This window comes from Leptolyngbya sp. CCY15150 (assembly GCF_016888135.1).
In the GTDB taxonomy this organism is placed as follows: domain Bacteria; phylum Cyanobacteriota; class Cyanobacteriia; order RECH01; family RECH01; genus RECH01.
This window is the reverse complement of sequence record NZ_JACSWB010000143.1, coordinates 34,244-56,845: the sequence shown is the minus strand read 5'-3', so window position 1 is coordinate 56,845 and position 22,602 is coordinate 34,244. Positions and strand designations below refer to the sequence as shown.

Genomic DNA, 22,602 nt, shown 5'->3' with positions numbered 1-22,602 from the left:
TTGGATCAACTAACACTGGAGCAGGTTGCATCAGTTTCTGCCTACGACTTTATCCTGGAAGCACTGTTCTATGCCGCCTCACATTGAACTGGTATCACCCCAAAAAGTTTCTGAGCTGCTGGAGCTTCTAAAAGTTGTTGGCTTGTTCGTGGAAATCAAATCAGAGGTTTTAGTCTGTCGAGACGAAAAGGACAATTTTCTGCTCGCACTCGCCCAAGATAGTCAAGCAGAATTTATGATTACAGGAGATGCGGACTTATTAATTCTTGAAGAGTTCAAAGGAACAAAAATTGTCACCTATCAAGCTTTTTTAGGTCAGATAAGTCTCTAACAATCAAACTCGAAATCCGGCACCGATGAGAGTGATCGCCCAGAGATGAAAATCGTAAACTCTGTATGATGAAGAGCGAGTTTTGCAGGAACATAGACTTATCGTCAGTTGATCTTTTATCCTTACAGCAAAAGGAAACCTTGTTGAACAAACCACCCAAACCTAACGATCCAGATCAAGCCACTGAACCGTTATCCCCCAAATTTTCTAGGGATAGCTGGTTCTTACTCATCTTTGGTGTGTTCTGGGCAGGAATCACTGGGATTTTCTTTTCTCTTCTGCCTGCATGGGTCGGGTTGAGCGGATTAGCGATCGCCATTGTCTACGCCAAGCTGGTATGCCAATTTCAGCAGCGAGCCATCTGGGGCGCGACAGGAATGGCGGTTTTGGTGGCGATCGTCTACTCTACTCAAGACTCCAGCCTTTCTGGTTACATCATCGGTATGACCCTCGCCATCAACGCTTGGATCTTTGGCACCCTAGGAACCACGATGTTGACCCTAATGAGTCACCAACAAGCTTTTATCAGACTAGCCGGACTGTTTGCCGGGGCCTTGGGCATCGGTTGGGCGATCGCCCTGTTCTCAGAATAGACTTTATCGGCAATAGGAGAGAAGTCACTGCCAGTCAACTTCGCCCGTGGTTGTTTGAGATTAAGCGGTTCTGCCAGAGAATTCCGTTGCTTTGCTCGATGGGTCAGGCGAAAATTGTGCAAACCGCAGCCGGTTTCCATGATGTCATTCACGGAATAGTCAACCCAACTACGCAATGGCTGCACCAGAATTTGACACCGTTTGATCCCTCCAATAGATATAGCTGAACGTAGTCGCCCCCTTGCTGCACAAGGGTTTTAAGAAGAGCCTAAAACTAGCCGAAATGCTTAACGTATAAGGCTTTAGCCGCATTAAGGTTAACTCAGGCTTGTCAGTCAACCAGCCTCTGTCTACACATCTCAGTATCCAGATTTCACCCAGATTCAGGACTTATACGGTTGGACGAAGAGCGATCGCCCTTCATTCTAGAGTGACCTAGCCGTCTGAGGTTTGCAGCCCGTCCATGGGTTTGTGAAACAAAATAGGCTGAATGGAGTCTCGGTGACTGAGTTCAGTGCAACACTAAGAGACAACTCATAGGCTGGCGTTGGCTTGGCATGTGGGGTCACAGCCGTTGCCGAACCCATAACGTAGGGCGCGATGAAGGACAGGGTGCATGAACAACGGAATGACTGGGGCAGCGATTGCTATGACGGTGATCGGCTGGACTGTTTCTGTGCAGGCACAGGTGACGCCAGCAGCAGATGGTACAAATACGCAGGTGACGCAAGAGGGCGATCGCTTCCTGATTCGTGGCGGGCAGCGATCGCAGGATGGGGCAAACCTGTTCCATCGGTTTGACGAGTTTGGTCTAGATGCAGGGCAGCGGGCCACCTTCCGCACCCCGTCAACGGTGCAGAACGTCCTGGGGCGTGTGGTGGGTGGTGATGTATCGGTGGTGGATGGATTGCTGCGGGTGAGTGGCAGTTCGGCTAATCTGTGGTTAATCAATCCGGCGGGGGTCATCTTTGGGCCCAATGCCCGCCTAGATATAGACGGCTCCTTTACGGCAACAACGGCGACCAGCCTGGAATTTGGCGATCGCTGGTTGACAAGCACAGAAACAGATTATGCCAATTTAGTAGGGACGCCGACGGCCCTAGCCTTTACGGGCGACGCCGCGACGCTGATCAACGCAGGACGGCTGGCGGTGCCGGCTGGCGAGAGCCTGATGCTAGCCGGGGGCGTGGTGATCAATACCGGTGACCTGATTGCGCCGGGCGGGCAGGTGTCGATTGTGGCGGTGCCGGAGCAGCAGGTGGTGCGCATGAGCCAGGCGGGGCAGGTGCTGAGCCTGGAGTTGGAGACGGCCGATCAGCCAGGTTTATCCCCCAGTCCGATCACCCCCTTGGCCTTGCCGGATTTATTGACCGATCCCAATATCCAGCACGCCACAGGCGTGACGGTGGACGCGGATGGTACCGTACGCCTCGTCGGATCGGGGGTAGCGCTGCCGACCACGGGCGGAACGGCGATCGCCTCGGGATCGATCAACACCGCTAACGTCACCCGTGCGCCCCATCACCCTGAGGTGAACATCCTAGGCGATCGCGTCGGTCTAGTCGGCGCACAGATTGATGCGTCAGGACGCCAGGGAGGCGGCACGATTCGCATTGGGGGTGATTACCAAGGTCAGGGGTCGGTGTTCACCAGCCAGCGGACGGTGGTGGATGCTAGCTCGCGGATCTGGGCGGATGCGATCGCTCAGGGAGATGGCGGTCGGGTGATTATCTGGAGTGACGACACCACCAGCTTTGCAGGAGATATCTGGGCCAGAGGTGGACGGCGATCGGGGGATGGTGGCTTGGTGGAAGTATCGGGGCTCCAAACCCTGCAGTTTTTGGGACAGGTGAATACCCTAGCCCCCCGTGGCAGGACGGGGACGCTGTTGCTTGATCCTACCAATATCATTGTGGCGGAGGTGGGTTTGCCCGGAGCCTTAGTCGATTTAGACGGCGTGGATGAGCTGGCCGACCCCGATAGCATCGTCGGTGCGCCAGGAGTGGTTTCCGACTATTCCCAAATTGCCCCCAGCACCCTGGCAGCCGCTACCACCAATATTATCCTGCAGGCAACGGACAGCATTTTCTTCAACGAGGCCGTCACCATTCCCACTAACGGTGTGGGGCTACGGGCAGAAGCGGGCGGCAATATTGAAGTGAATGCTGCCTTAACAACAACCAATGGAGCAATCGCCCTGATAGCGGGGGATGCCATTCAGGTGAATCAACCGATGACCAGTAACGGCGGAGCAGTGACCTTAACCGCCGGGGGAGTCGTTAACGTATTTAACGGCTTCAACAGCGGCGGCGGCGATATACAAATCAGCTCTGATGCGATCGCCAATGTGATTGCACCACTGCAGTCTGAGGGTGGCGATGTTACCATCAGTGCTGATACCCAATTGAATATGAATGCACCGCTGATCAGTGACGGCGGCACCGTGAATCTAACGGCGGATCAGGACGGCGATGGGCTGGGTACTCTGACGGTGAATGCGGGGATTAATACCGGCGCTGGGGATCTGGTATTAGCGGGTAGCGAGATTGATTTAAACGCCGCTCTCCAAGGTCAAGGCAATCTCCAGCTTCGTCCCAGCAATGCTGCCCAAGATATTATCTTAGGTGGGGCAGGTGCACTATCCTTAAACCTGGATTTAGCAGACCTAGCCGCCACTCAAGGTGATTTTGCAGAGGTTATTATCGGTCGGGAGGATGGTCGTGGCACCATTCAGTCGGCTCAAGATCTTACCTTTAACAATGCTCTGACGCTGCAAGCTGGTGGGCCGGGAGGAAGCATTGATACCAGTGGATTTGCCATCGTCAGTAATAATGCCGTAACCTTTGCAACTTCAGGCGATATCACCACCGGTGATATGACGACAGCTCAAGCACCTGTTACCCTGGAAAGCCTTCAAGGTGCCGTGGATACCAGCGGCGGCGCGATTAACACTGGTCTGGGTGGCGGGCGGGGCGATCGCGTCTCCATCACCGCTGCCAACGACATCATCACGGGCGACATCACCACAGCGGGGGGACGGATTGACCTCAACAGCGGCGGCAGCATCGATACCAGCGGCGGCACCCTGAATAGCCTAGCCCCCACCGGCAATGGCGGGGCGATCGCCCTCTCGGCAGCAGACGATATAACCAGCGGTGCGTTGACCTTGGGGAGTGACGACGGCGGCAACCCTAGCCAGCTAACGGTGGATGCCCCTGGTCGGATCACACTCAATGACGTGATCACGGCCAATGGAGCCGCTATTCGTATCGGCACCACCACGGCACCCTCAGATCTAACTCTCAGCGGTACCCTAACCGACAGCGGGGATATGGAGGTGGTGGCCGATACCTTCCGGTGGCAGAATGCAGCTACTGCTTTTCAAGACAACAGTAACTTATCTATTCGCACTCGGGATAATCTGCAAATTCTCGGAAATGGTGATATTAGAACGAATGGTGGAGCGGTTTCCTTCACCAGCCAGGGTGGCATCAGTATCGATCCAGGCTTAACCATCAATACCCTAGGCAGGGTGCAAGATGGCGCAGTGGCGATCGCAGCCCAGCGCACGATTACCACCGGAGCGATCGCCTCGGGAACCAGTAATCTAGACATCAGCAGCCAGGAGGGTCGCGTAAGTACCGGCGATCTAGAGTCCCAGGGAGGAGCGATCGCGGTTGTCGGCGAAGCCGTACAGATGGGTGACATTCGCACGGGCGGCGGTGATTTAACGGTGACCAGTCGCGGTAACCTCACCACCTCCGCCATTGATGCCCAAGATGGCCGGCGGGGGGGAGCGATCGCCCTCGCTGCTACCAACCTACGCATCACCGATGACCTGAGCACCAACAACAGTCCCATTAGCCTAGATATTGATGGCAACCTCCGCTTAGTAGATGCCACCATCGCCACGGGCGGCGGACAGTTTAGCCTAGAAAGTGATGGCGCGCTGAGGATTCTCGGCAGTGGAGCGATCGCCACCAACGGCAATGATCTGCGTCTTGTAGCTACCAATCTACAGATTTCTGAGGCGATTGAGCTATCGACGGCTGGTGCTAGGAGCGGCAACCTGTTTTTGCAAGCCACCACCGGCAACCTCACGGCTGGGGATTTAACTACGGCGGGAAATCAAGGCGGTGATATCACAGCGATCGCTCGACAAGATCTTATCCTAGGCAATCTTGACGCTAGCGGTACCGGCAGCGGTGGACGCATTACCGCTACGTCAGAAACCGGCGCGCTCACCGTCGGCAATCTAGATACCTCCGGTTCCCAGGGTGGAGATATTAACCTGAATGCGATTACCACTCTGCGCACTGGCAGCATCCGCAGTCGCGGCACGGTAGGCGATGGCGGCAACGTTACCATTGATCCCATTGATGTGGTGGTAGATTGGATTGATGCCCAAGGTGGCAATGCTGGCCGGGGTGGCAATGTGGATATCACCGCCAGCAACACCATTCGGATCACCGGATCGTTTATTGATGATACGGGGCTAGCAGCCAGTATCGCCACGGGCGGCGGTGCGGGCGGCGGTAACATTACCCTGCGCCATGGTGGTAACGGTATCGTACCCTTCATCGTGGGTGATGCCAGCACCAACGGTAGCGCAGCCGTCCTCAGCAGTCGTACTTTTACAATTGATCCCGATTCTTTTCTGTTTACCTACCAAGAAGGTGAGGGAGCTGGACGGATCCGCATTGTCAGCGTACCGCAGCCAGTTGATCCAGAACCACCGGGGCCCGTCGATCCAGAGCCACCGGGGCCCGTCGATCCAGAACCACCGGGGCCCGTCGATCCCAATGACCCATCACCCACGATCGCCCCTCCAGAACAAGACGTTCTCTCCCCCCTTCAAACTACTGATCTTTCGGAGGTCACTCTAGATACCTTGACAGATCTAGAGACCTTCTTTACGGAACAGTATATTTCCTACCTATCCTTACCTGAAGCTGAGATCTCGACTCTGGAAGAAATCCAGGACGATTTAAGAGTTATTTCTGATAGCGTTGGTGTGCGGCCCGCCGTCGTCTACGCTGTGTTCACGCCTCCCGTTCTCAGCCCCGACCCTTTGCAAGAATTGGAAACCCTTGCGGTCGGTCTCAATAGTCCTAACGCCAGCAGCGATCGCCTTGAGATCGTCTTGGTTACCCAAGAAGGACAGCCGATTCGGGTGCTGATATCCGACGCTACCCGCGAACGAGTGGCCAACGTTGCCCGGCAATTTTATCTGTCCGTCACCGATAGCAGCCTGGCTAATACTCGCCTCTACCAGGCTCCTGCCCAACAGCTCTACAATTGGCTGATCGAACCTATCGAGGCAGAACTAGAAGCCCAAGGCATTCAGCATATTTCCTTCGTTCTGGATGGTGGATTGCGATCGCTCCCCATGGCGGCGCTCTATGATGGCGATCGCTTTTTGATTGAAAACTATAGTGTTGGCCTAATGCCTAGCCTGAGCTTAACGGATAACCGCTACGTCAGTCTGCAAAATCTAGGTATCTTAGCGATGGGAGCCTCTGAGTTTCCCGACCAAGAACCGTTGCCAGCCGTGCCTACTGAGTTGAACCATATTTCGTCAGTACCCTTCTTGAACGAAGACTTTACGCCAGAAGACTTAAAACGCCAACGCCAGCGTACCCCCTACGGCATTATCCATCTCGCCACCCACGGTGAATTCTTACCCGGTGGCCCAGGTAATTCCTATATCCAGTTTTGGGATGGACGCTTGGGGCTAGACGGGTTGCGATCGCTTGGCTTAAATAACCCACCCGTGGAACTGATGGTACTCAGCGCTTGCCGTACAGCCCTAGGAGACTCGGAAGCCGAGCTGGGCTTTGCTGGACTAGCGATTCAAGCTGGCGTTAACTCTGCCATCGCTAGCCTTTGGTACGTCAGTGATTTAGGAACCTTAGCGCTCATGTCAGAATTTTACGATCGCGTGGGCACAACAAGCATCCGTGCCGATGCCCTTCGACAGGCCCAGCTAGCCATGCTGCGAGGCGAGGTAGTGCTTCAAGATGGACAACTGCAGACCACAACCTCCTCTCTAGACCTTCCCTCTAGCTACCAGGCACCAGGACGGCAGAGCGTATCTCATCCCTACTACTGGTCTTCTTTTACAATCATTGGCAGCCCTTGGTAATCCTGAACTAGGATAACGTATGCATAAATTGTAGGGTGCTGTTAGGCAAAGCCGTAACGCACCATCGCACAGAGCATTAGCAGCCCTTGGTAATCCTGAGCTATGATACCTTATGTATAAATTGTAGAGTGCTGTTAGGCAAAGCCGTAACGCACCATCGCACAGGATGTTGATGCATCGCACGTAACCATGCTGTAGCTTACTCTTCACAGAGTAGACCATAGGCATTCTACATATCAATAGAGTTTTTTACGTCCTATGGGATCTAACTATCATCCAATATCGCGGGATCCGATCTCAGGGCTGGCGCTATCTTCATCCAAGATCGGCACCCATAGGGTAAACGTGACTTGATTATCCTGACTGCTGGCTTGGATGGTACCCTCTAGGCGAGCCATAAGTTTTTTCACCAAAGCTAATCCTAAACCTGTGCCGCCATGCTTCCAGGGATCTCGACTGGGAATGCGATAGAAGGTGTCAAACATCTTCTCACACTCGTCTGGACTTAGATTCAGACAGGTATTAGCAAGCTGTAGCTCAATTCCCTGCCGCCTTGCCCGCACCGTAAGCTGAATACTACCTTCTGCTGGGGTATATTTACAGGCATTATTCAGAAGCTCTAGGAGAACTCGCTCAAAGTAGAGCGACTCAATCTGCAGAATCGGTAAGTTATCTGGCAGATCCAAAAGCAGGAGCTGATGGTGTTGCTGAACGCGATCGCTAAAGGAATCGACAAGATGGGGCAACCACTGTTTCAAGTCTAAGAGTTCCAACGCATCACTCTGCCCTCCAACCTCTAGTTGAGATAAGTCTAGCAGATCGTTAATTAAATCAAGCTCTCGCTGACCTTCCTCATGCAGGATGCTCAGATAGCGCGCTAAATGCTCATGGGCATCAAGAAGCCCCAGTTGCTTGAGGACAATTTCAATCACCTGCGTCGCCATGCGAATATTAGCGATGGGGGTACGCAATTCATGGGAAATGGTGCTGATAAACTCATCTTTGAGATGGTTCAATCGCTCTAGTTGATCCACCTGCTGCTGGGCAGCGCGGTAGAGGCGAGACTGACGCAGGGCGATCGCACATTGACTAGCCACCTGCTGCACTAAGCGGCGTTCCTGAACAGAAAACGAGCGATCGCAATGGTCAAAAAGACAGAGATCGCCCAACGCACCCTGATCGTCAAAAATAGGATAAACGAGAAAAGATTGCTTTCCCCACAACGGATCTGACCAGCATGGACAATAGTGTACAGTTTGTCGCTCCAGTAATGGTTGATAAAGCTGTGGATCATCTGCCATAGAAATAGTTTGTCCTACATAGGCACAACTCAGCTCAGAATATTCATAATAGATCCGAGACTGATGAGCGGACAGATCGTAGAGCGAGATCCGTCCACCCAATGTGCCTAATCCCTGAGTCACTTCTTGGACGGTGCTTTGTAAAATACTGTGTTCATTGAGCGAATCCCGCACCCGATCGGTAATTCGCTGGAGGATCGCTTCAAGGTTGAGCGCCTGCTGTAGATCCTGGGTGCGCTTCTGAACTTGGTGATCTAAATTACTGTTTAGAGTCTGTAATTGACGGTAAAGCTCTGCCTGCTGAATCGCGATCGCCACCTGAGTAGCAAGTTGGGTCATTAGGCTAATTTCCCATCCTTCCCAATGCCGGGGCGCTGTACATTGCTGCGCCACCATCAACCCCCAGAGGCGATCGCCCGAGATAATGGGGACAACTAGATTAGCTTTGACCTGAAACTGATCCAGTAGTTCTACATAGCACTGGGATAAACCTGCCTGATGCACATCTGCGATCGCCTGGGTTGCACCTTGGCGATACTTTTCTAAACAAGGACTTAAACTAAAACAAGGATCAAAAATTTCCCATCCCTGCATAGACACCCATCCCGGTGCTAAAGACTCCATCACAATCTTGCCCCGGAGGTTGATAGGCAGTTCATAGATCAGCGTGCGATCAGCCTGCAACAGATGACGCACCTCATGCACCGTTGTTTTCAATACCTGATCAAGATCTAGGGATTGACGAATATGTTGAGCAATCTGGTTCAGCACCTGCTCCTGCTTTGCCTGCTGCTGAAAGGCATTCTCCGCCTGCTTTTGAGTCGTAATATCTACATAGGTACCCATCACCCGCCAGGGGCGATCGTGACGATCCTTTTCTGCACTCCCGCGCATTAAAACCCAGCGAATGCTACCGTCTTTATGCAGCATTCGGTGTTCACAGACAAATTGATGGGTGGCATCATTGAGGTGAGTATTCAAAGCGATCGCCACCTTAGAGCGATCGCCCGGATGCACATGTTTTAACCACTCATCCAGATGATTGGGAATGTCCTCTTCGTCATAGCCCAGCATCGACTTGAGGATAGGATCAAGATAAATGTCATGGGTATCTAAGACCCAGTCCCACACTCCCACTTGCCCAGCCTGCACCGCCAGTTGATAGCGATCCTGACTGCGCCGTAGATCAGCTTCCAGCGCTTGGCGATCGGTGAGGTCGGTGAACACCAAAACACCACCAATAATGTCTCCTTCTGTCGTCTGAATCGGAGCAGCGGAGTCACTCACCAGATATTCCTGTCCGGCTAGGCTTTGCAGCACAGTCGGTTCGGGAAGCCGGAAAACCTGTCCATCACCGATCGCCTGGGTGAGAGGGTTGATAAGATCTTGGCGAGTTTGAGCATCCAGCAGCCGCATGACAGCGCTGATCGGTTTCCCCATGGCTGCCTCGGTATCCCATCCAGTCAGGCGCTCGGCCACCGGATTCATAAAGGTAATATGCTGATACGTATCGGTAGCAATCACCGCATCACCTAAGCTGTTGAGCGTGACCGCTAACCGTTGCTCTGAGGCTTCTAGCCGTTGCTCCAATTGCGATCGCTGCAGGGTAATGTTGAGGCTCGTCTGCAGTTCCTTCAGCCGAAAGGGCTTCATTAAGTAACCAAAGGGCGATGTTTTCAGCACCCGCTCTAGGGTTACCTCATCAGAGTGCGCGGTCAGATAAATAACCGGCACCTCATAGTCATGGTTGATAATCGTAGCAGTTTGGATGCCATCTAGGTCTCCCTCTAAACGAATGTCCATGATCACGATGTCAGGCTGCAAGGACTGGGTGACCTGAATCGCTTCACGCCCAGAACTCACGCAGCCCACAACTTGGTGCGTCAAGGACTCCAAAGACTCCTGCAAATGCCAGGCCGCAATCGGTTCATCTTCAACAATAAGGATCTTTGCCATAACGTTCGTCTCGTAAGGTGCAAGGTTGCCCTGAGGGCGATCGCGGAGGAATAGTTCAGGAACTGTAGATCTTTTCAGCCTAAGCACTGCTGGATCATGCTGACCATAGACAACAGTAGCACTCATGTAAAGATGCACGCTCAGAGCAACGTGTCACATCCTTGGGCTAATACCTGATGTATTCAGTCCCTCCCTCTGGAGCACAGAACTCTTATATCAACTACGATAGACTCCTAGACAGACATCGTCACGATCGCAGTAGCCCTCATGCGTAAAACTATCTACCCATCGGGCTAGCAGATATCCGTCAACAGGAGTGACCTCTAGTTAAAACGTCATAAAATGCTTACATTCAGCCATAAGCTGCCTAAATCCACTCATACTGTACATGTTTGGCCGGTCTGGTAGCGATCGCGCCTAAGCTGAGACGTGAAAAGCCTTCTTAGGCGTTCATGATGATGGTGAGCAACCACAGTAGAAATAGAGTGAGCTGTTGCGTGACAATGGCTCAGACTCAGTCCACATCTACACCATAGACTCAAGCAAATCTCCCGTGAAACACTCTTGTAGAACCTGTACGACGTATCAATAGGATTAAGAGCAATAGGATTAAAGATGGATTCGTACTGCTTTCCCCCTGCTCATCACAGGGAGCTGAGTATGAATCAGTTGGTGGCAGCGGACTATCCAGCCAGCCATGCATCTATCATCTACATTTCATCCTACGGATAACAGGGGACAAGATGACTCTGTTGAGGGTAACAGAGTGGTGCTTGAACCGGTTGCTTGAACCTATGCTCATCTTAACCCTTAGCAAACAAAATACACTATAAAGATTATTTACTTAACTTTGCGATGGGAAATAAACGGTAAACACCGTTTGAGGGCTGCGATCGCACTCTAGACGTCCCTTAAGCTGCTGGATCAAAATAGAGACGAGCTTGAGTCCCATGGATTGAGGAGCTTGGGGATCAAAGTCGGAGGGCAAGGCAAGGCCGTCATGACCAACGGACAGTGCATATTCATCAGGACTAACAGCCTGGAGGGACATGGTGAGAGTGCCAGATTGACCGGACTTGAAGCCATGTTTCAAAGCATTGGCAATCAGTTCATTGAGAATCAAACCTAGGGAGATCGCCCGATCGACGCCAATATGGATGCTGGGATCCATGACCTGCTCTAGGGTGACAGGATGGATGGAGGTGGCGTAGGTGCGATAGAGGTCTGCGGTCAGCCGACGAACATATTGGGCAACGTTGATGTTGCACAGGTCATGGGACTGGTAAAGGTGTTCATGGATCAGGGCAATGCTGCTGACCCGGCTTTGGCTTTGCCGCAGAACGTCCCGAGCGGTTGGATCCTGAGTGCGGTTGGCCTGGAGATCGAGTAGGCTAGAAATAATCTGTAAGTTATTTTTGACCCGGTGATGCACTTCCGCCAGCAGCACCTCTTTTTCCGCCAAAGATTCTCGCAACGCAGCTTCAGCCCGCTGCCGTTCGGCCAGTTGCTCTTGGGCCTGATGGTAGAGCTGGGCCTGCTGGATAGCGATCGCCAGTTGATCCGTGACTCGGTGCGCCAGTTCGAGTTCAGACGCCTGCCATCCGGCATGACTAGCCTCTTTCATCAGCGTCAGCGCCCCCCACGTCTCACCATTGACTCTGAGGGGCACAATCAGCCAAGCACCGGGAAACTGATCGGCAAGCGCTTGGTTAATGGGGTCTTCAATGGTACTGGTTTGATCAATACAGATGATTTCTCCGCGCTTGATGCGTTCGGCAAAAGGATTATGGCGATCGGGAATGATGGTGTTTAATGTATCCGGTAAACTCTCGTGACATCGATGCTCGGCAACATGTTGCCAGTATTCTTGCTCAGGACAATACTGCACAATTAAGGCGCGGCTAATGCCCAAGAGATCCACAATCTCGCGAGTCGCAGTAGAAAAAATAGTTTGAATATCCAACGAATTGCGGATGGTCTGCACCACGCGGTTGAGAGACTGTTCTTGCTGGATACAGGCTTGGATTTCTAGCTCTGCCTGTTTGCGATCGCGACTATCACGCACCACAGACAGCACGGTCAGCTTTCCCTCTAGCTCAAACAAATGGGAGTTGATCTCCGTGGGAATGGGTTCACCCGTCTGGCTAAGCAACACCATATCAAACAGAGCTTGGTGATCCTGCTGCAAGCGTTGGGTAATCTCTGGCAACTGGTCATTCATCTCCGGCAGGTTAATATCCTTGGGCGATCGCTGCATGAGTTGCTCACGGCTATAGCCCAAGAGCTGGCAAGCTACGGTATTCACGTCGGAGAAGTTAGATAACTGCCCTTCGGCGCTCAATGGATGCACAAAGATTGCGTCGTTGGCGCTATCAAAGAGCTGGCGATAGCGTTGTTCACTTGTTTCTAGGGCCAGGTCTGCTGCCTGGCGTTCGGTAATGTCCTGCATCACCGACAACACTGAAATTACCTGCCCTTGTTCGTCGGTTAGCGACGAGTTATACCATTCGCAATACACCACCGAGCCATTTTTATGATAGTTGCGGTTGCGATGAATGATCCGCTGTTCTCCTCGCAGCAGACGTTCTTTCACCTGCATGACGCTTTGGCAATCATCCTCATGAATAAAGTTTAAATCCTGCAATGTCTTACCCATGACCTCCTCGGCTTGCCAACCTAGAATTGCCTCCGCCTGGGTTGACCAACGCCGGATCCTAGACTGGGCATCCCATTCAATAAAGGCGAGGGGCAAGTTTTCTAGATGGAAGTCCAGCACCTGGTAGGCATGACGCAGGTAATCTAAAGAGGGGCGATCGCTTTCCTTCGCCACCCGTTCAGCAGGCTTGGGATGGCAAGAGGCTTGGTCGAGATCTGCGGCGATCGCTGCCAGTTCTGCCCGCCACCGAGCTGCCGCCGTTCCAGAGCCATGCTCGGCGATATCCTGCTCTAGGGCCAGGAGGCGATCGCGCAGGGCCGGTAAGTGTACAGATTCATCGGGATAGCTAATAGATACCATAGGTCGCAGCTAGCCGATCCTGAGACACATGGAGCAGAAGCGGCTGTAGTTCAATCATAGGCTAGGGTTTCCAGCCCTGTCCCAAATTGGAAGAAATACCCCATCTCGGCTGCAATTCCTGGGCGAATTCTGTAGGATAGACTGCGGGTGTTCGTTGAGACATCCGCAATTTCAAGAACCTAGCCATAGCGATCATATAGGGGAAAAACCACACCGTGACTATTTGGATAAATGAGCAGCTTGATCCCCTGGGTATTATCTATGCCTGCATTGCCTGCGATAGCGAGACCGAGGCCGAAGCCTGCCATGTTTCGTTTCAAGAAAACCTCACCGCCGACCAAAAAGCAGATGGCTGGGTGGCCCGTCTGCGCACCGTAGACTCCTGGGATGACGTCCCCGTCAACGCCCTCAAGCTCAGCTAGGCGGCGTTGCTAACGGGTGCTCCGATCGCGCTCGGAAACAGAGGGCGTTGTTGAAGGAAGATAGGGAATCCATGGGAGCAAGATGCTCCCACGACCTTGATGGTGCATGCATGGCGAGCGTGAGCGTCTCGCTCACGGTTCGTGATCGCAAACCATATCGCAAGGTAACGCTACAAGCAGGTCAACCCCTGATGCAGCAACATTCTGAGCTAGTCTTCTGTAGTTACAGCCCAAGGAATCATTGGATCTTGGGCAAGACGTTGGGAAACCGAAAAGGCCCCAGTCCGGTTAAGGTGACTTGGATCCGAGAAGTATTGGTATTGATCCAGCCAAATTTCACCCAAATCTCGGAAGATGAAGGCGCTGTTGTTCACCGATAGATTCACAAGCTGCTGGCGAAACTCTTGCTCATAGCCAAGACGCACCGAGTCAAGATACTCATCGGTCAACGGCATGTTCACAAAGACCAGCGGAATGCCATGCTCTTGGGCAGTAGCTAGAACGGCCTGGGTGGCTTCGGCCTGCTGACCTTCTAGGCGAAAGGCTTCATAGTCGCGATCGTAGCTGCCAGACACCCTTGCATATTGCTGATAGTAGGTAGCAGGGTTGAACTCCACAGCTAGGGGCAAAAATCCCCGAATGTCTGTGCGGGTTTGGCTGTCCATAGCTTCTAGATCGGTGGGAAGAGTGCCATCTACTGCTGCAGACTCTGCCGGGAGGGTCATCATCACGGGGGTATCCGAAGCGGCCGGCCGGGGCAGCCAATCAGCGAACTGACGTTGCAACAAGTATTTAACCTGATCGCGTTCTGCATGAACCGTGGAGCCTTGGGCCAAGCGATCGCTCAGCCACCGATCCATCGTCTGATAGCTTTCCTGGAGCGAAAATCCTACATTTTCCCTCGTGGTCTGGGCAGTAGGACGGGTAGTAATCCGGTTAGCATCCACCACCGGCAAAGCCAAGGTTCCCGCATTTAATTCCCGGTAGGCCTCCGAGGAGGCAATGCCTGTATAGGTGCGATCGGTGCGGCCGCTGTTAAATGCCCTTGCTCCGTCGGCCCACAGGATCAGCTTGGGTAAATGTTCAGTCACCAAGAGCCGCCGGATGACTAAATCAACCACCTGAGCCGTCGCCCCATTCACGCCAAAGTTGAACACGGTCACATCTTCATAGCCAAGGGTGGCCAGTTCTGCCTGCAGAGCTGTAGGATCCACCCCACGCAAGGCCCGAGAGCTACCGATAATCAACACATCCGGCGCACCATACTGCTCCAGATGCTGGTAATACAGGGCGAGTTTTTGATCGAGCTGAGGGTTGTTGAAGGAGGGGAGGGGCAGCTCTAGATCAGGATCGGCGAGTTCTACTTGGGGTAGGTTAATGGGGGGAAGGGCAGGAGACGCGGTTGGCGAAGGGAGAGGGGCAACGGGCGGAGATGCGTTAGCGGCGGGATCGCCCTCAGGTTCTCCCGCAGCATCTCCCACCACCACCGTCTCATCGGGCTGAGTGAAAGCACCGGCATCAAAGGCATTTTCATCAACATCTGCTGCTGTCCAATCCTCGGGCAGGGCCAAGTTGGCTGGAGCCGTGGACTCAGGGGCGACTGGTTCCTCAGCCGGGTCGGGCGATCGCAGGGGTGGCAGCGGCGAAGTCGAGAGCAGGGATGAATGGTCTTCTAGATAAGCTAGGTCATCCGCCGATGGTTCTGGCGCGGCATAGAGCCATTGCCCCAACAGCCAATCACACTGGAGCAGCAGCAAGAGCCCCACGGTTCCCCAGATCAAGGCCACGTTGCGCGGGGACTGAGGCGACGCCATTTGCCGGTTGCTGGCTTCAGGCACGCTGATCGATTCGGTCTGATCACAGGGGCTGAACAACTGCGAACGAATCAGGCCCGTCTGAATCGCCGGCAAGAGCGATCGCCACCGTTGATCCCAGCGGTTTTTCAGATCCTCTGGGGTAATATCCGGTCGGAAAATACCATCATCGGGGCGCAGGAGCAGATCGCCCACCAGGGCATCGGTGGCGGCAAAGTCTGGACTGGCTTCCGGCACAAACCGCTGGCGGCGCACAAAGTCTATGCCATAGCTCCACTGGGGACGTTTTTGCCCTGCCCGCCGACCGTAGACCCGGACGCCAGATAGGTTGGGGATGCGCAGAGATTTCAAAAATTTAGCGATCGCCCGTCCCACTTTCTGTTGATCGGGACAGATGGCCGCATCACACATGACATGAAGTAAATCGCCCTTGGGCAGCAGCTTGAGGCGAATGCCAGCGGTAGCCAGATGGCGATCGAGATTAGGATTCAGCAGCCGACTCAGCAAGAAGGCGATCGCTTCCCAATCTCCCCGCCGCGCCAAAATCGTCGGTGGTTCTGCCAAAGCCTGATGCTGGCTAGCTGGCAAGCTCAGCCATTCCACCCAGCCCGGATCGTTTTGCTCGGGCACTTGCCCATAGAGCACAGCCTGGTGAATGCCTTGGGGCCCAAGGCGATCGATGGTTTGCGTAATCAGCGATCGCACCCGCTCCATGGGAGGCGGTGTATGGGTCTCCAGTTGCCGCGCCGCCGCCGGCAGCCAGCAGCAGGTTAAATGCAGAGTGGATTGCTTCAAAAGCGTTGTGGCAATGCCCACCCGCGCCTCGGCCAGCGCCTGGTTCAACAGCCGAGTTAGAGCATCAACATCGCCCCAACGGGCCCATTCCTTCAAAATTTCCTGGGCCGGAGTTAGATCAACCCGCAGCACCCAATCCGGCCGCGACTCACCCCGCACTTGGATGAACACCACCGCATCTCGAAATCCTTCTAGCTCCAACCCACGCAGTTGCTGGGTCACCGGCTCAGAAATCAGGGACGGATCAGGACTATAGCTGGCCTCACAGGTCACCCATAGACGCTGACTGACCGCAGGCATCTGGGCTCCATCCACCACCGCAGCGGTAGGATTTTCGTAGGGCAAGGGTCGGCTGCGTACCTGTACCGAAACCCCCAGCTTACTTAGGGTCTCGCTGAGGTAGGCTGCGATCGCCTCCACCTTGCCCTGCCGTGCCAAGCTTCGGTTGGATAGGGTGATGGCGGAAGCGGGCTGGGGTTCTGGGATCGTAGGCTGCGCCCTTGACGGCTCCCCGTAAAGATCCTCTAAGTGGCGATCGAGCTGGTGTAGAGAAATGGGCACCTGCCAAAGCGGATGGGAATGCCCAGTGACTCGACCGTAGAGAAAAATTTGATAAATTTCCGGCTCGGAAGACGGCAGCAGCTTGTTGATAGGGGCCTTTTTCAAAGCCGGCAGCAGCCGTAGCAGGGCCCGAGATTGATCAGGGCAGGGCGAGCCTTCGCACAGGATGTAAAGATGATTACCCTGCAGGCGAAACTTGACGCGGATGCGCCGATCGCCTAGCACCCGATGAATCCAACGGGCTAGGCGAGACTTGGGGCTAGCTGGAGACGAATTGTCTGCACCATTCGACATGAGCGTTGATAGTCCTCTGCACCATGAGCCGTTCAAAGGTGAACCCGCTGGGCCAATTCTAGTCAATATTCGCGGTTACAACACTAGGAGATTGCCAATGATTTGGCAACTAATTGGGCAGACATTCCCAAAGGGCTCGGCAGATGGGGTGCTTTAGATGACCAGCCGATGACGGTTAGATTACGGTTGGGTCTCTGTCGCAGGGGTGGGGGCTGGAGTCGTTGAAGCGGCAGCACAGGCGGCAGGGTCGGCAGACTGAGATTCAACGGTCACGTTTCCATAGCCAGCGGTGCTCAAAAGCTGCGTTACCACAAGTTCAGCTCGGACATTGGCCTCGTCTAGCAAATTTTCCCGACAGGCAGCTTCCACAATTTTGGCCAGGGTTTCGGTTTGGGCAAGCTGCTGGAGTTCTGGAGCCACATCGGGGCCGAGACCCAAAAAGCCGCGATCGTAGTCATAAACGCTCGATCGAGCTACATCAATTTTGCTATCTAGAATTTGGGGTGGCGGTAGGGTGACGGTAATTTGGTCGCCATCAACCTGAATATTTTGGGGCGTCATGTCACTCAGATCCACGCCAGCCCGCACTTCTCCATAGGCCATGTAGAGCAGCGTCGTGGTGCCAACCGTGTAGCCAGCTAGGGTGCGATCGCGGCTGGCCGGCACCACCGATTCCATAGCAAAGACTGCCGTCGTTAATTCACTTGCGCCCCGCACCTGCTGCACCAGCACGGTGCGCACGTCTACCTGGGCGGGCGGTTGGGGAGCGGTTAACCGCGACATCAGGCTAGAGCCCGTGCGCCAGGTGCTAATCAGACCAAAGGACAAGGATCCAAACAGACCCGCCACCGACAGCAGAGCAATATATTGCAGCGCCGTCAGCACAGGGCGCGATCGCCTCGGTTCTGGTGCCCGATCCAAGGGGCGATCGCTAGCTGGCGCTGTTGTGCCTTGTTTATCCTGGCTCTGCATCTCTTGATTTTGAGCCTGGTTGTCCTGAACCTCTTGCAGGTTACGCATCCTCAATAGCCCCCGGTGTTAGATTGATTCATCCTACTCTTTGTTCCTGACAGCTTCATGCTAACCCGAGTTCCAAGCGATCGCCCCCAGATATCCCCAGTCCTAGGAGTTGTACGTCAATACCCGTGCTCCCCGTTCCCTAGCCCCCTTGGGGCGGCTACGCCAACGACTTCGCTCAGGGAACGCCCTCTACAACCCAACCATTATTTCCCTAGACGTCTTTAGGCAATGCTGCCCCGCTTACGGGCTTCTTTATAAGATGTGCCAATATTCTGCAAACCTGCCCGGATCATCTGCTGTTCCAGCAACGCAAAAAACCGAGAGCGATCGCCCCCTCGCACCACCGCTTGGTTATGAGCTTCCGCCAACGCCACCGGATAGCCGTAGCCCTTTTGCACCTGGGTGAGCGTCAAGCTAAGCGCGATGTCCCGCAGAGTGTCATCCAGCGCCACCCACTCCGGCATTTCAATGCGGGCAATCTCAGACCCCACATGGGCATAGCAAAAGTAAATCGTATGCTCACCATAGAGAGACAGAATGTGGGCCGAACTGCGCCAAAAGGGGCCGCGCTGCCCCGGCTGCAGCCGTAATCCCCAAAGCACCGTATCCCGCAGGGGCGTCAACACCTGGCAGGGAGCAGTCTCCGACTGGCCGGCACAGTGGGTTTGGCAGTCGGGCGTGGCGTGGGGGCAGGTGTGCAGCCGCAAAAAGTTCAGTGCTTCACTGCTGCGGGAGGCGCTCAGGTAACCCACCAGGGGAATGCGGGCGGCCCGTAGGCGTTCCCAAGCGGCAAGAATAGGCGGCAGAAGGCGATCGCGGGCCTCATGGGGCAGGGGATCTAAAAACCAGTAAATCAACGAGCCATCCACCATAGCTAGGCTCGGAGCTGCCCCTGGCTGGGGAGATTGGCAGGCGATCGCCAAGTCTGCCAAAGCTGCCGCCTCCGACACCGTGCGCTGGTAGCCCATCCACTCCTCAGTGCGAATGCCCCACTGCCGCGATACATAGAGATCTTCGGCGCGATAAAACACCTCAGGCAAGCTATCCAGCAGCGGATAGCGCGACTGCCCGTAGTGCAACGCCACCCGCCCCACATTCACCAGATAGCAGTAGGCAATTTCATGGTGGCTGGGCGCGATTTGAGAACCGTCGGTAGCCAAAACGCTGTGGGCATTGGGGGCCGCCGTCAGGGGTACAGCCGTGTCCAAGGGCTCAATGGGGCAAGCAGCGGTGAACCCTAAGCGATCGCCCCAGGTGTCATGGTGTGCCACCAGCTCAGCCTGTCGCTCTGCCGCCTGGGCCACCAGCACCGTCGCCCGGTCGAGACGCTGTCGCACCGTAGCGGCTTCCTGATTTAAATGCTGCCCTATGCCTTGCATTTGCTGGGCCAACTTGGTCAGATCTAACACGGCGATCGCTCACAAGCTATGTTCAATTCATCGATCGACCCAATCCCTCGCGATCGCTCCAAGTACTACAACACAACTAAAGCAGCGCATTAGAAAAACCTGAAAATTATCTTTTAACAAGACTTGCAAGTAGTCCCTAATGCATCTTTTTAGGTGTGTTGTACCAAGATGGTGCGTTACGGCTTCGCCTAACGGCACCCTACTAGGTCAAAATCCAGGATTTGTATCACAGGTTGAAGAAGAGGCTGGAGGAAGCTCTTCACTAAGACTGGAGTCATGCCTATCAAAATCTACTGCCATCCTACACCAAATCCCGAGATTTAGTACATACGTTCTGACCAAACAGATCCTAGGTATCCTGCCCATCACCGACATCCTGTAGATTCCAATCTTCTCAGGAAACATTTATGTTTTGCTTAGATAGGCATCATGTCCTAGGGGCAACGTCCCTCTAAATTAGGATTAGCAATACACCACCCTTGCTTCCTCACCGGACTATCCCTATGACGCGTTACCTGTCTCCAGTTCGTTTATCCTCAACCCTTGTATTGATGATAGGATTTTCCATCCTCGGTTTACTCCTGAGCACCGGCACAGCGATCGCTCAAGATACCACCCCCGGCTCTCCCATTCAGACCACGATTCAATCTACCCTAGAGTGGATTGCCGGTCTGGGAGCGATCGGGCCCATCGCGTTGATTGCTGTGTATTTGGTTGCGACGGTAGCCTTCGTCTCCGGTGGCTTGCTGACCCTGGGGGCAGGTGCCCTGTTTGGCGTTGGGGCTGGATCGATCTATGCGTTCATCGGTGCCAGTTTAGGTGCAACAGCCGCCTTCCTCGTTGGGCGTTACCTAGCCCGCGATTGGGTCTCGAAAAAGCTAGAAGCCTATCCCAAGTTCCAGGCGATTGACCAGGCCGTGGGTCGCGAGGGGCTAAAAATAGTCTTGCTCACCCGCCTCTCCCCCGTCTTTCCCTTTGTGCTGCTGAACTACGCCTTTGGCATCACGGGGGTCTCCCTGCGCGACTACGTCATCGGCTTTGTGGGCATGATTCCCGGCACTCTTCTCTATACCTACCTGGGCTCTGCTGTCGGCAGTTTAGCGGCTCTGTTCACCCAGAGCAATCGCCCCAAGAGCCCTGCAGAATATGCCCTGTTCATCGTCGGTTTGATCACCACCTTTGGGGTCACCTGGTTTGTCACCCGCATTGCTCGCCGGGCCTTGGCTCAGGAAGTCGGTGATCTCGACAATCCAGCCGCAGCCATGGATGAACCCAGCTAGATAGCGCTCACCTCGTCCCCTAGCGCCAGCCTTGTGCGTTAGATTGCCTTCAATGCTGAATCCCCCCTCGCCATCCACCACTTGCCCTGCATTCCCTTACCCCATACCTCCCATGTCCTATTCTGCCTTTGAAGCTGCGCCCATCTCCCCGATGGATGACTATAACCAACAGTTGGTGAACCATGTCCATCCGGCGGATTGGACGAATCCTACCCCAAGCGATCGCTACGATTTGGTGGTGATTGGTGCTGGCACGGCGGGCTTAGTAGTGGCCGCCGGAGCTGCAGGTATGGGACTGGGTTTGAAGGTGGCGCTGATTGAGCGGCATTTGATGGGTGGTGATTGTTTAAACGTGGGTTGTGTGCCCTCAAAATGCCTGATTCGCTCTTCGCGGGTGGTGGCAGACATGCGCAACGCAGCTCCCTTTGGCATCCATCCACCCGACCAGATTGACGTAGACTTTGCCGCCGTCATGGCACGGATGCGCCAACTGCGGGCCGGCATTAGTCATCATGATTCCGCCGATCGCTTTCAGGGAATTGGCGTTGATGTCTTCCTCGGTGACGGTGCCTTTGTGGACTCCAATACCGTCGTTGTGCAGGGGCAACGGCTGACGTTTAAGAAAGCCGTGATTGCCACCGGAGCCCGGGCCGTGCGTCCCAGCATCGAAGGTCTAGCCGAGGCCGGCTTTCTCACCAACGAAACGGTCTTTAACCTCACCGAGCGCCCCCAACGCCTAGCGGTGATCGGCGGCGGCCCGATTGGCTGTGAACTGGCCCAGGCCTTCCACCGCCTCGGCTGCCAGGTGGTGCTGTTCCACCGGGGCGAGCATTTGCTCAACAAAGAAGATCCGGATGCTGCCGCCATTGTGCAACAGGCCTTCATCCAAGATGGCATTCAACTCGTCCTCGGTTGCGACCTGCAGCGCGTGGAACGCACCCCCAGCGGCAAGGTGATTCACTATAGCTGTCAAGGCGAAACCCATACCTTAGAGGTGGACGAGATTCTGGCTGGAGCTGGTCGGGCACCCAATGTCGAGACCCTGAACCTAGAAGCCGTCGGTGTGGACTACGATCAGCGGCGCGGTGTGGTGGTCAACGACTATTTGCAAACCACCAACCCCAAAATCTACGCCGCTGGGGACATTTGCATGAACTGGAAATTTACCCATGCCGCCGATGCCGCAGCTCGGATTGTTCTAAAAAATACTCTCTTTTCTCCCTTTGGTCTCGGTCGCTATCGCCTCAGCAATCTCGTGATGCCCTGGGCCACCTACACGGATCCAGAGATTGCCCATGTGGGTCTCTATGAACGAGATGCCCAGAAACAAGGTATTGATATCAATGTGATCAAAATTCCTATGAGCGCCGTAGACCGAGCGATCGCCGATGGTGAGACGGAAGGCTTTGTCAAAATCATCCACACCCGTGGGGGCGATAAAATCCTCGGTGCGACCATTGTTGCCCGCCATGCCGGTGACCTGATCAGCGAGATTACCGCCGCCATGGTAGGTGGATTGGGGCTTAGCACCCTCTCCGGCGTCATTCATCCCTACCCGACCCAAGCCGAGGGCATCAAAAAAGCAGCCGATGCCTATCGCCGTACCTTGTTAACTCCTACCTCGAAACGCTTCCTAGGGTTGCTAACCAAGCTATCCTAAGGGTA

At 54.4% G+C, this 22,602-nt stretch carries 11 protein-coding genes; 6 read left to right on the top strand and 5 right to left on the bottom strand.

The window, feature by feature from the left end; translation table 11 throughout:
• Nucleotides 1–70: 70 nt before the first annotated feature.
• From JUJ53_RS05115 to JUJ53_RS05105, 3 genes are all read left to right on the top strand, one after another.
• Nucleotides 71–331, top strand: a complete 261-nt coding sequence (locus JUJ53_RS05115; RefSeq protein WP_239124794.1) for a putative toxin-antitoxin system toxin component, PIN family — start codon at nucleotides 71–73, stop codon at nucleotides 329–331.
• A 143-nt stretch (nucleotides 332–474) separates the two neighbouring features.
• Nucleotides 475–924, top strand: coding sequence for a hypothetical protein (locus JUJ53_RS05110; protein WP_204150907.1), 450 nt, complete (start codon nucleotides 475–477; stop codon nucleotides 922–924).
• 616 nt (nucleotides 925–1,540) lie between these two features.
• A complete protein-coding gene (locus JUJ53_RS05105) occupies nucleotides 1,541–7,069 on the top strand; it encodes a CHAT domain-containing protein (protein ID WP_204150906.1) in 5,529 nt (1,842 codons plus the stop codon).
• A gap of 272 nt (nucleotides 7,070–7,341) precedes the next feature.
• Here the strand turns inward: JUJ53_RS05105 and JUJ53_RS05100 are convergent, their stop codons facing one another.
• Nucleotides 7,342–10,326, bottom strand: a complete 2,985-nt coding sequence (locus JUJ53_RS05100) for a GAF domain-containing protein (protein WP_204150905.1) — start codon at nucleotides 10,324–10,326, stop codon at nucleotides 7,342–7,344.
• Nucleotides 10,327–11,170: 844 nt separating this feature from the next.
• On the bottom strand, nucleotides 11,171–13,342 hold the full coding sequence (locus JUJ53_RS05095) for a PAS domain S-box protein (protein ID WP_204150904.1): 2,172 nt from the start codon (nucleotides 13,340–13,342) through the stop codon (nucleotides 11,171–11,173).
• Between the two features lie 215 nt (nucleotides 13,343–13,557).
• Between JUJ53_RS05095 and JUJ53_RS05090 the strand changes: the two genes are divergently transcribed.
• A complete protein-coding gene (locus JUJ53_RS05090) occupies nucleotides 13,558–13,764 on the top strand; it encodes a glycogen debranching protein (RefSeq protein ID WP_204150903.1) in 207 nt (68 codons plus the stop codon).
• 209 nt (nucleotides 13,765–13,973) lie between these two features.
• Here JUJ53_RS05090 and JUJ53_RS05085 read toward each other — a convergent pair whose 3' ends face one another.
• The 3 genes from JUJ53_RS05085 to JUJ53_RS05075 form a co-directional block, all read right to left on the bottom strand.
• Complete coding sequence (locus tag JUJ53_RS05085) at nucleotides 13,974–17,228, bottom strand: hypothetical protein (RefSeq protein ID WP_204150902.1); 3,255 nt, start codon at nucleotides 17,226–17,228, stop codon at nucleotides 13,974–13,976.
• A 180-nt stretch (nucleotides 17,229–17,408) separates the two neighbouring features.
• The gene (locus JUJ53_RS05080; protein WP_239124793.1) at nucleotides 17,409–18,248 is read right to left on the bottom strand and encodes a DUF4230 domain-containing protein; all 840 of its coding nucleotides are present in this window, start codon (nucleotides 18,246–18,248) and stop codon (nucleotides 17,409–17,411) included.
• Between the two features lie 221 nt (nucleotides 18,249–18,469).
• The gene (locus JUJ53_RS05075) at nucleotides 18,470–19,657 is read right to left on the bottom strand and encodes a DNA double-strand break repair nuclease NurA (RefSeq protein ID WP_204150901.1); all 1,188 of its coding nucleotides are present in this window, start codon (nucleotides 19,655–19,657) and stop codon (nucleotides 18,470–18,472) included.
• A 503-nt stretch (nucleotides 19,658–20,160) separates the two neighbouring features.
• On the opposite strand from JUJ53_RS05075, the gene JUJ53_RS05070 reads away from it, so the two are divergent.
• Together JUJ53_RS05070 and JUJ53_RS05065 are read left to right on the top strand one after the other, a co-directional pair.
• Nucleotides 20,161–20,937 carry a TVP38/TMEM64 family protein gene (locus tag JUJ53_RS05070; protein WP_239124792.1) on the top strand — a complete coding sequence of 259 codons (777 nt, stop codon included), beginning with the start codon at nucleotides 20,161–20,163 and terminating at the stop codon, nucleotides 20,935–20,937.
• A 112-nt stretch (nucleotides 20,938–21,049) separates the two neighbouring features.
• Nucleotides 21,050–22,597: a mercuric reductase gene (locus JUJ53_RS05065; RefSeq protein ID WP_204150900.1), complete on the top strand. Its 1,548-nt coding sequence runs from the start codon at nucleotides 21,050–21,052 to the stop codon at nucleotides 22,595–22,597.
• Nucleotides 22,598–22,602: the final 5 nt, after the last annotated feature.

Coding starts and splice junctions, on each gene's coding strand:
- JUJ53_RS05115 (WP_239124794.1), top strand. CDS start 71: ATGCCGCCTCACATTGAACTGGTATCACCCCAAAAAGTTTCTGAGCTG.
- JUJ53_RS05105 (WP_204150906.1), top strand. CDS start 1,541: ATGAACAACGGAATGACTGGGGCAGCGATTGCTATGACGGTGATCGGC.
- JUJ53_RS05100 (WP_204150905.1), bottom strand. CDS start 10,326: ATGGCAAAGATCCTTATTGTTGAAGATGAACCGATTGCGGCCTGGCAT.
- JUJ53_RS05095 (WP_204150904.1), bottom strand. CDS start 13,342: ATGGTATCTATTAGCTATCCCGATGAATCTGTACACTTACCGGCCCTG.
- JUJ53_RS05085 (WP_204150902.1), bottom strand. CDS start 17,228: ATGTCGAATGGTGCAGACAATTCGTCTCCAGCTAGCCCCAAGTCTCGC.
- JUJ53_RS05080 (WP_239124793.1), bottom strand. CDS start 18,248: ATGCGTAACCTGCAAGAGGTTCAGGACAACCAGGCTCAAAATCAAGAG.
- JUJ53_RS05070 (WP_239124792.1), top strand. CDS start 20,161: ATGACGCGTTACCTGTCTCCAGTTCGTTTATCCTCAACCCTTGTATTG.
- JUJ53_RS05065 (WP_204150900.1), top strand. CDS start 21,050: ATGTCCTATTCTGCCTTTGAAGCTGCGCCCATCTCCCCGATGGATGAC.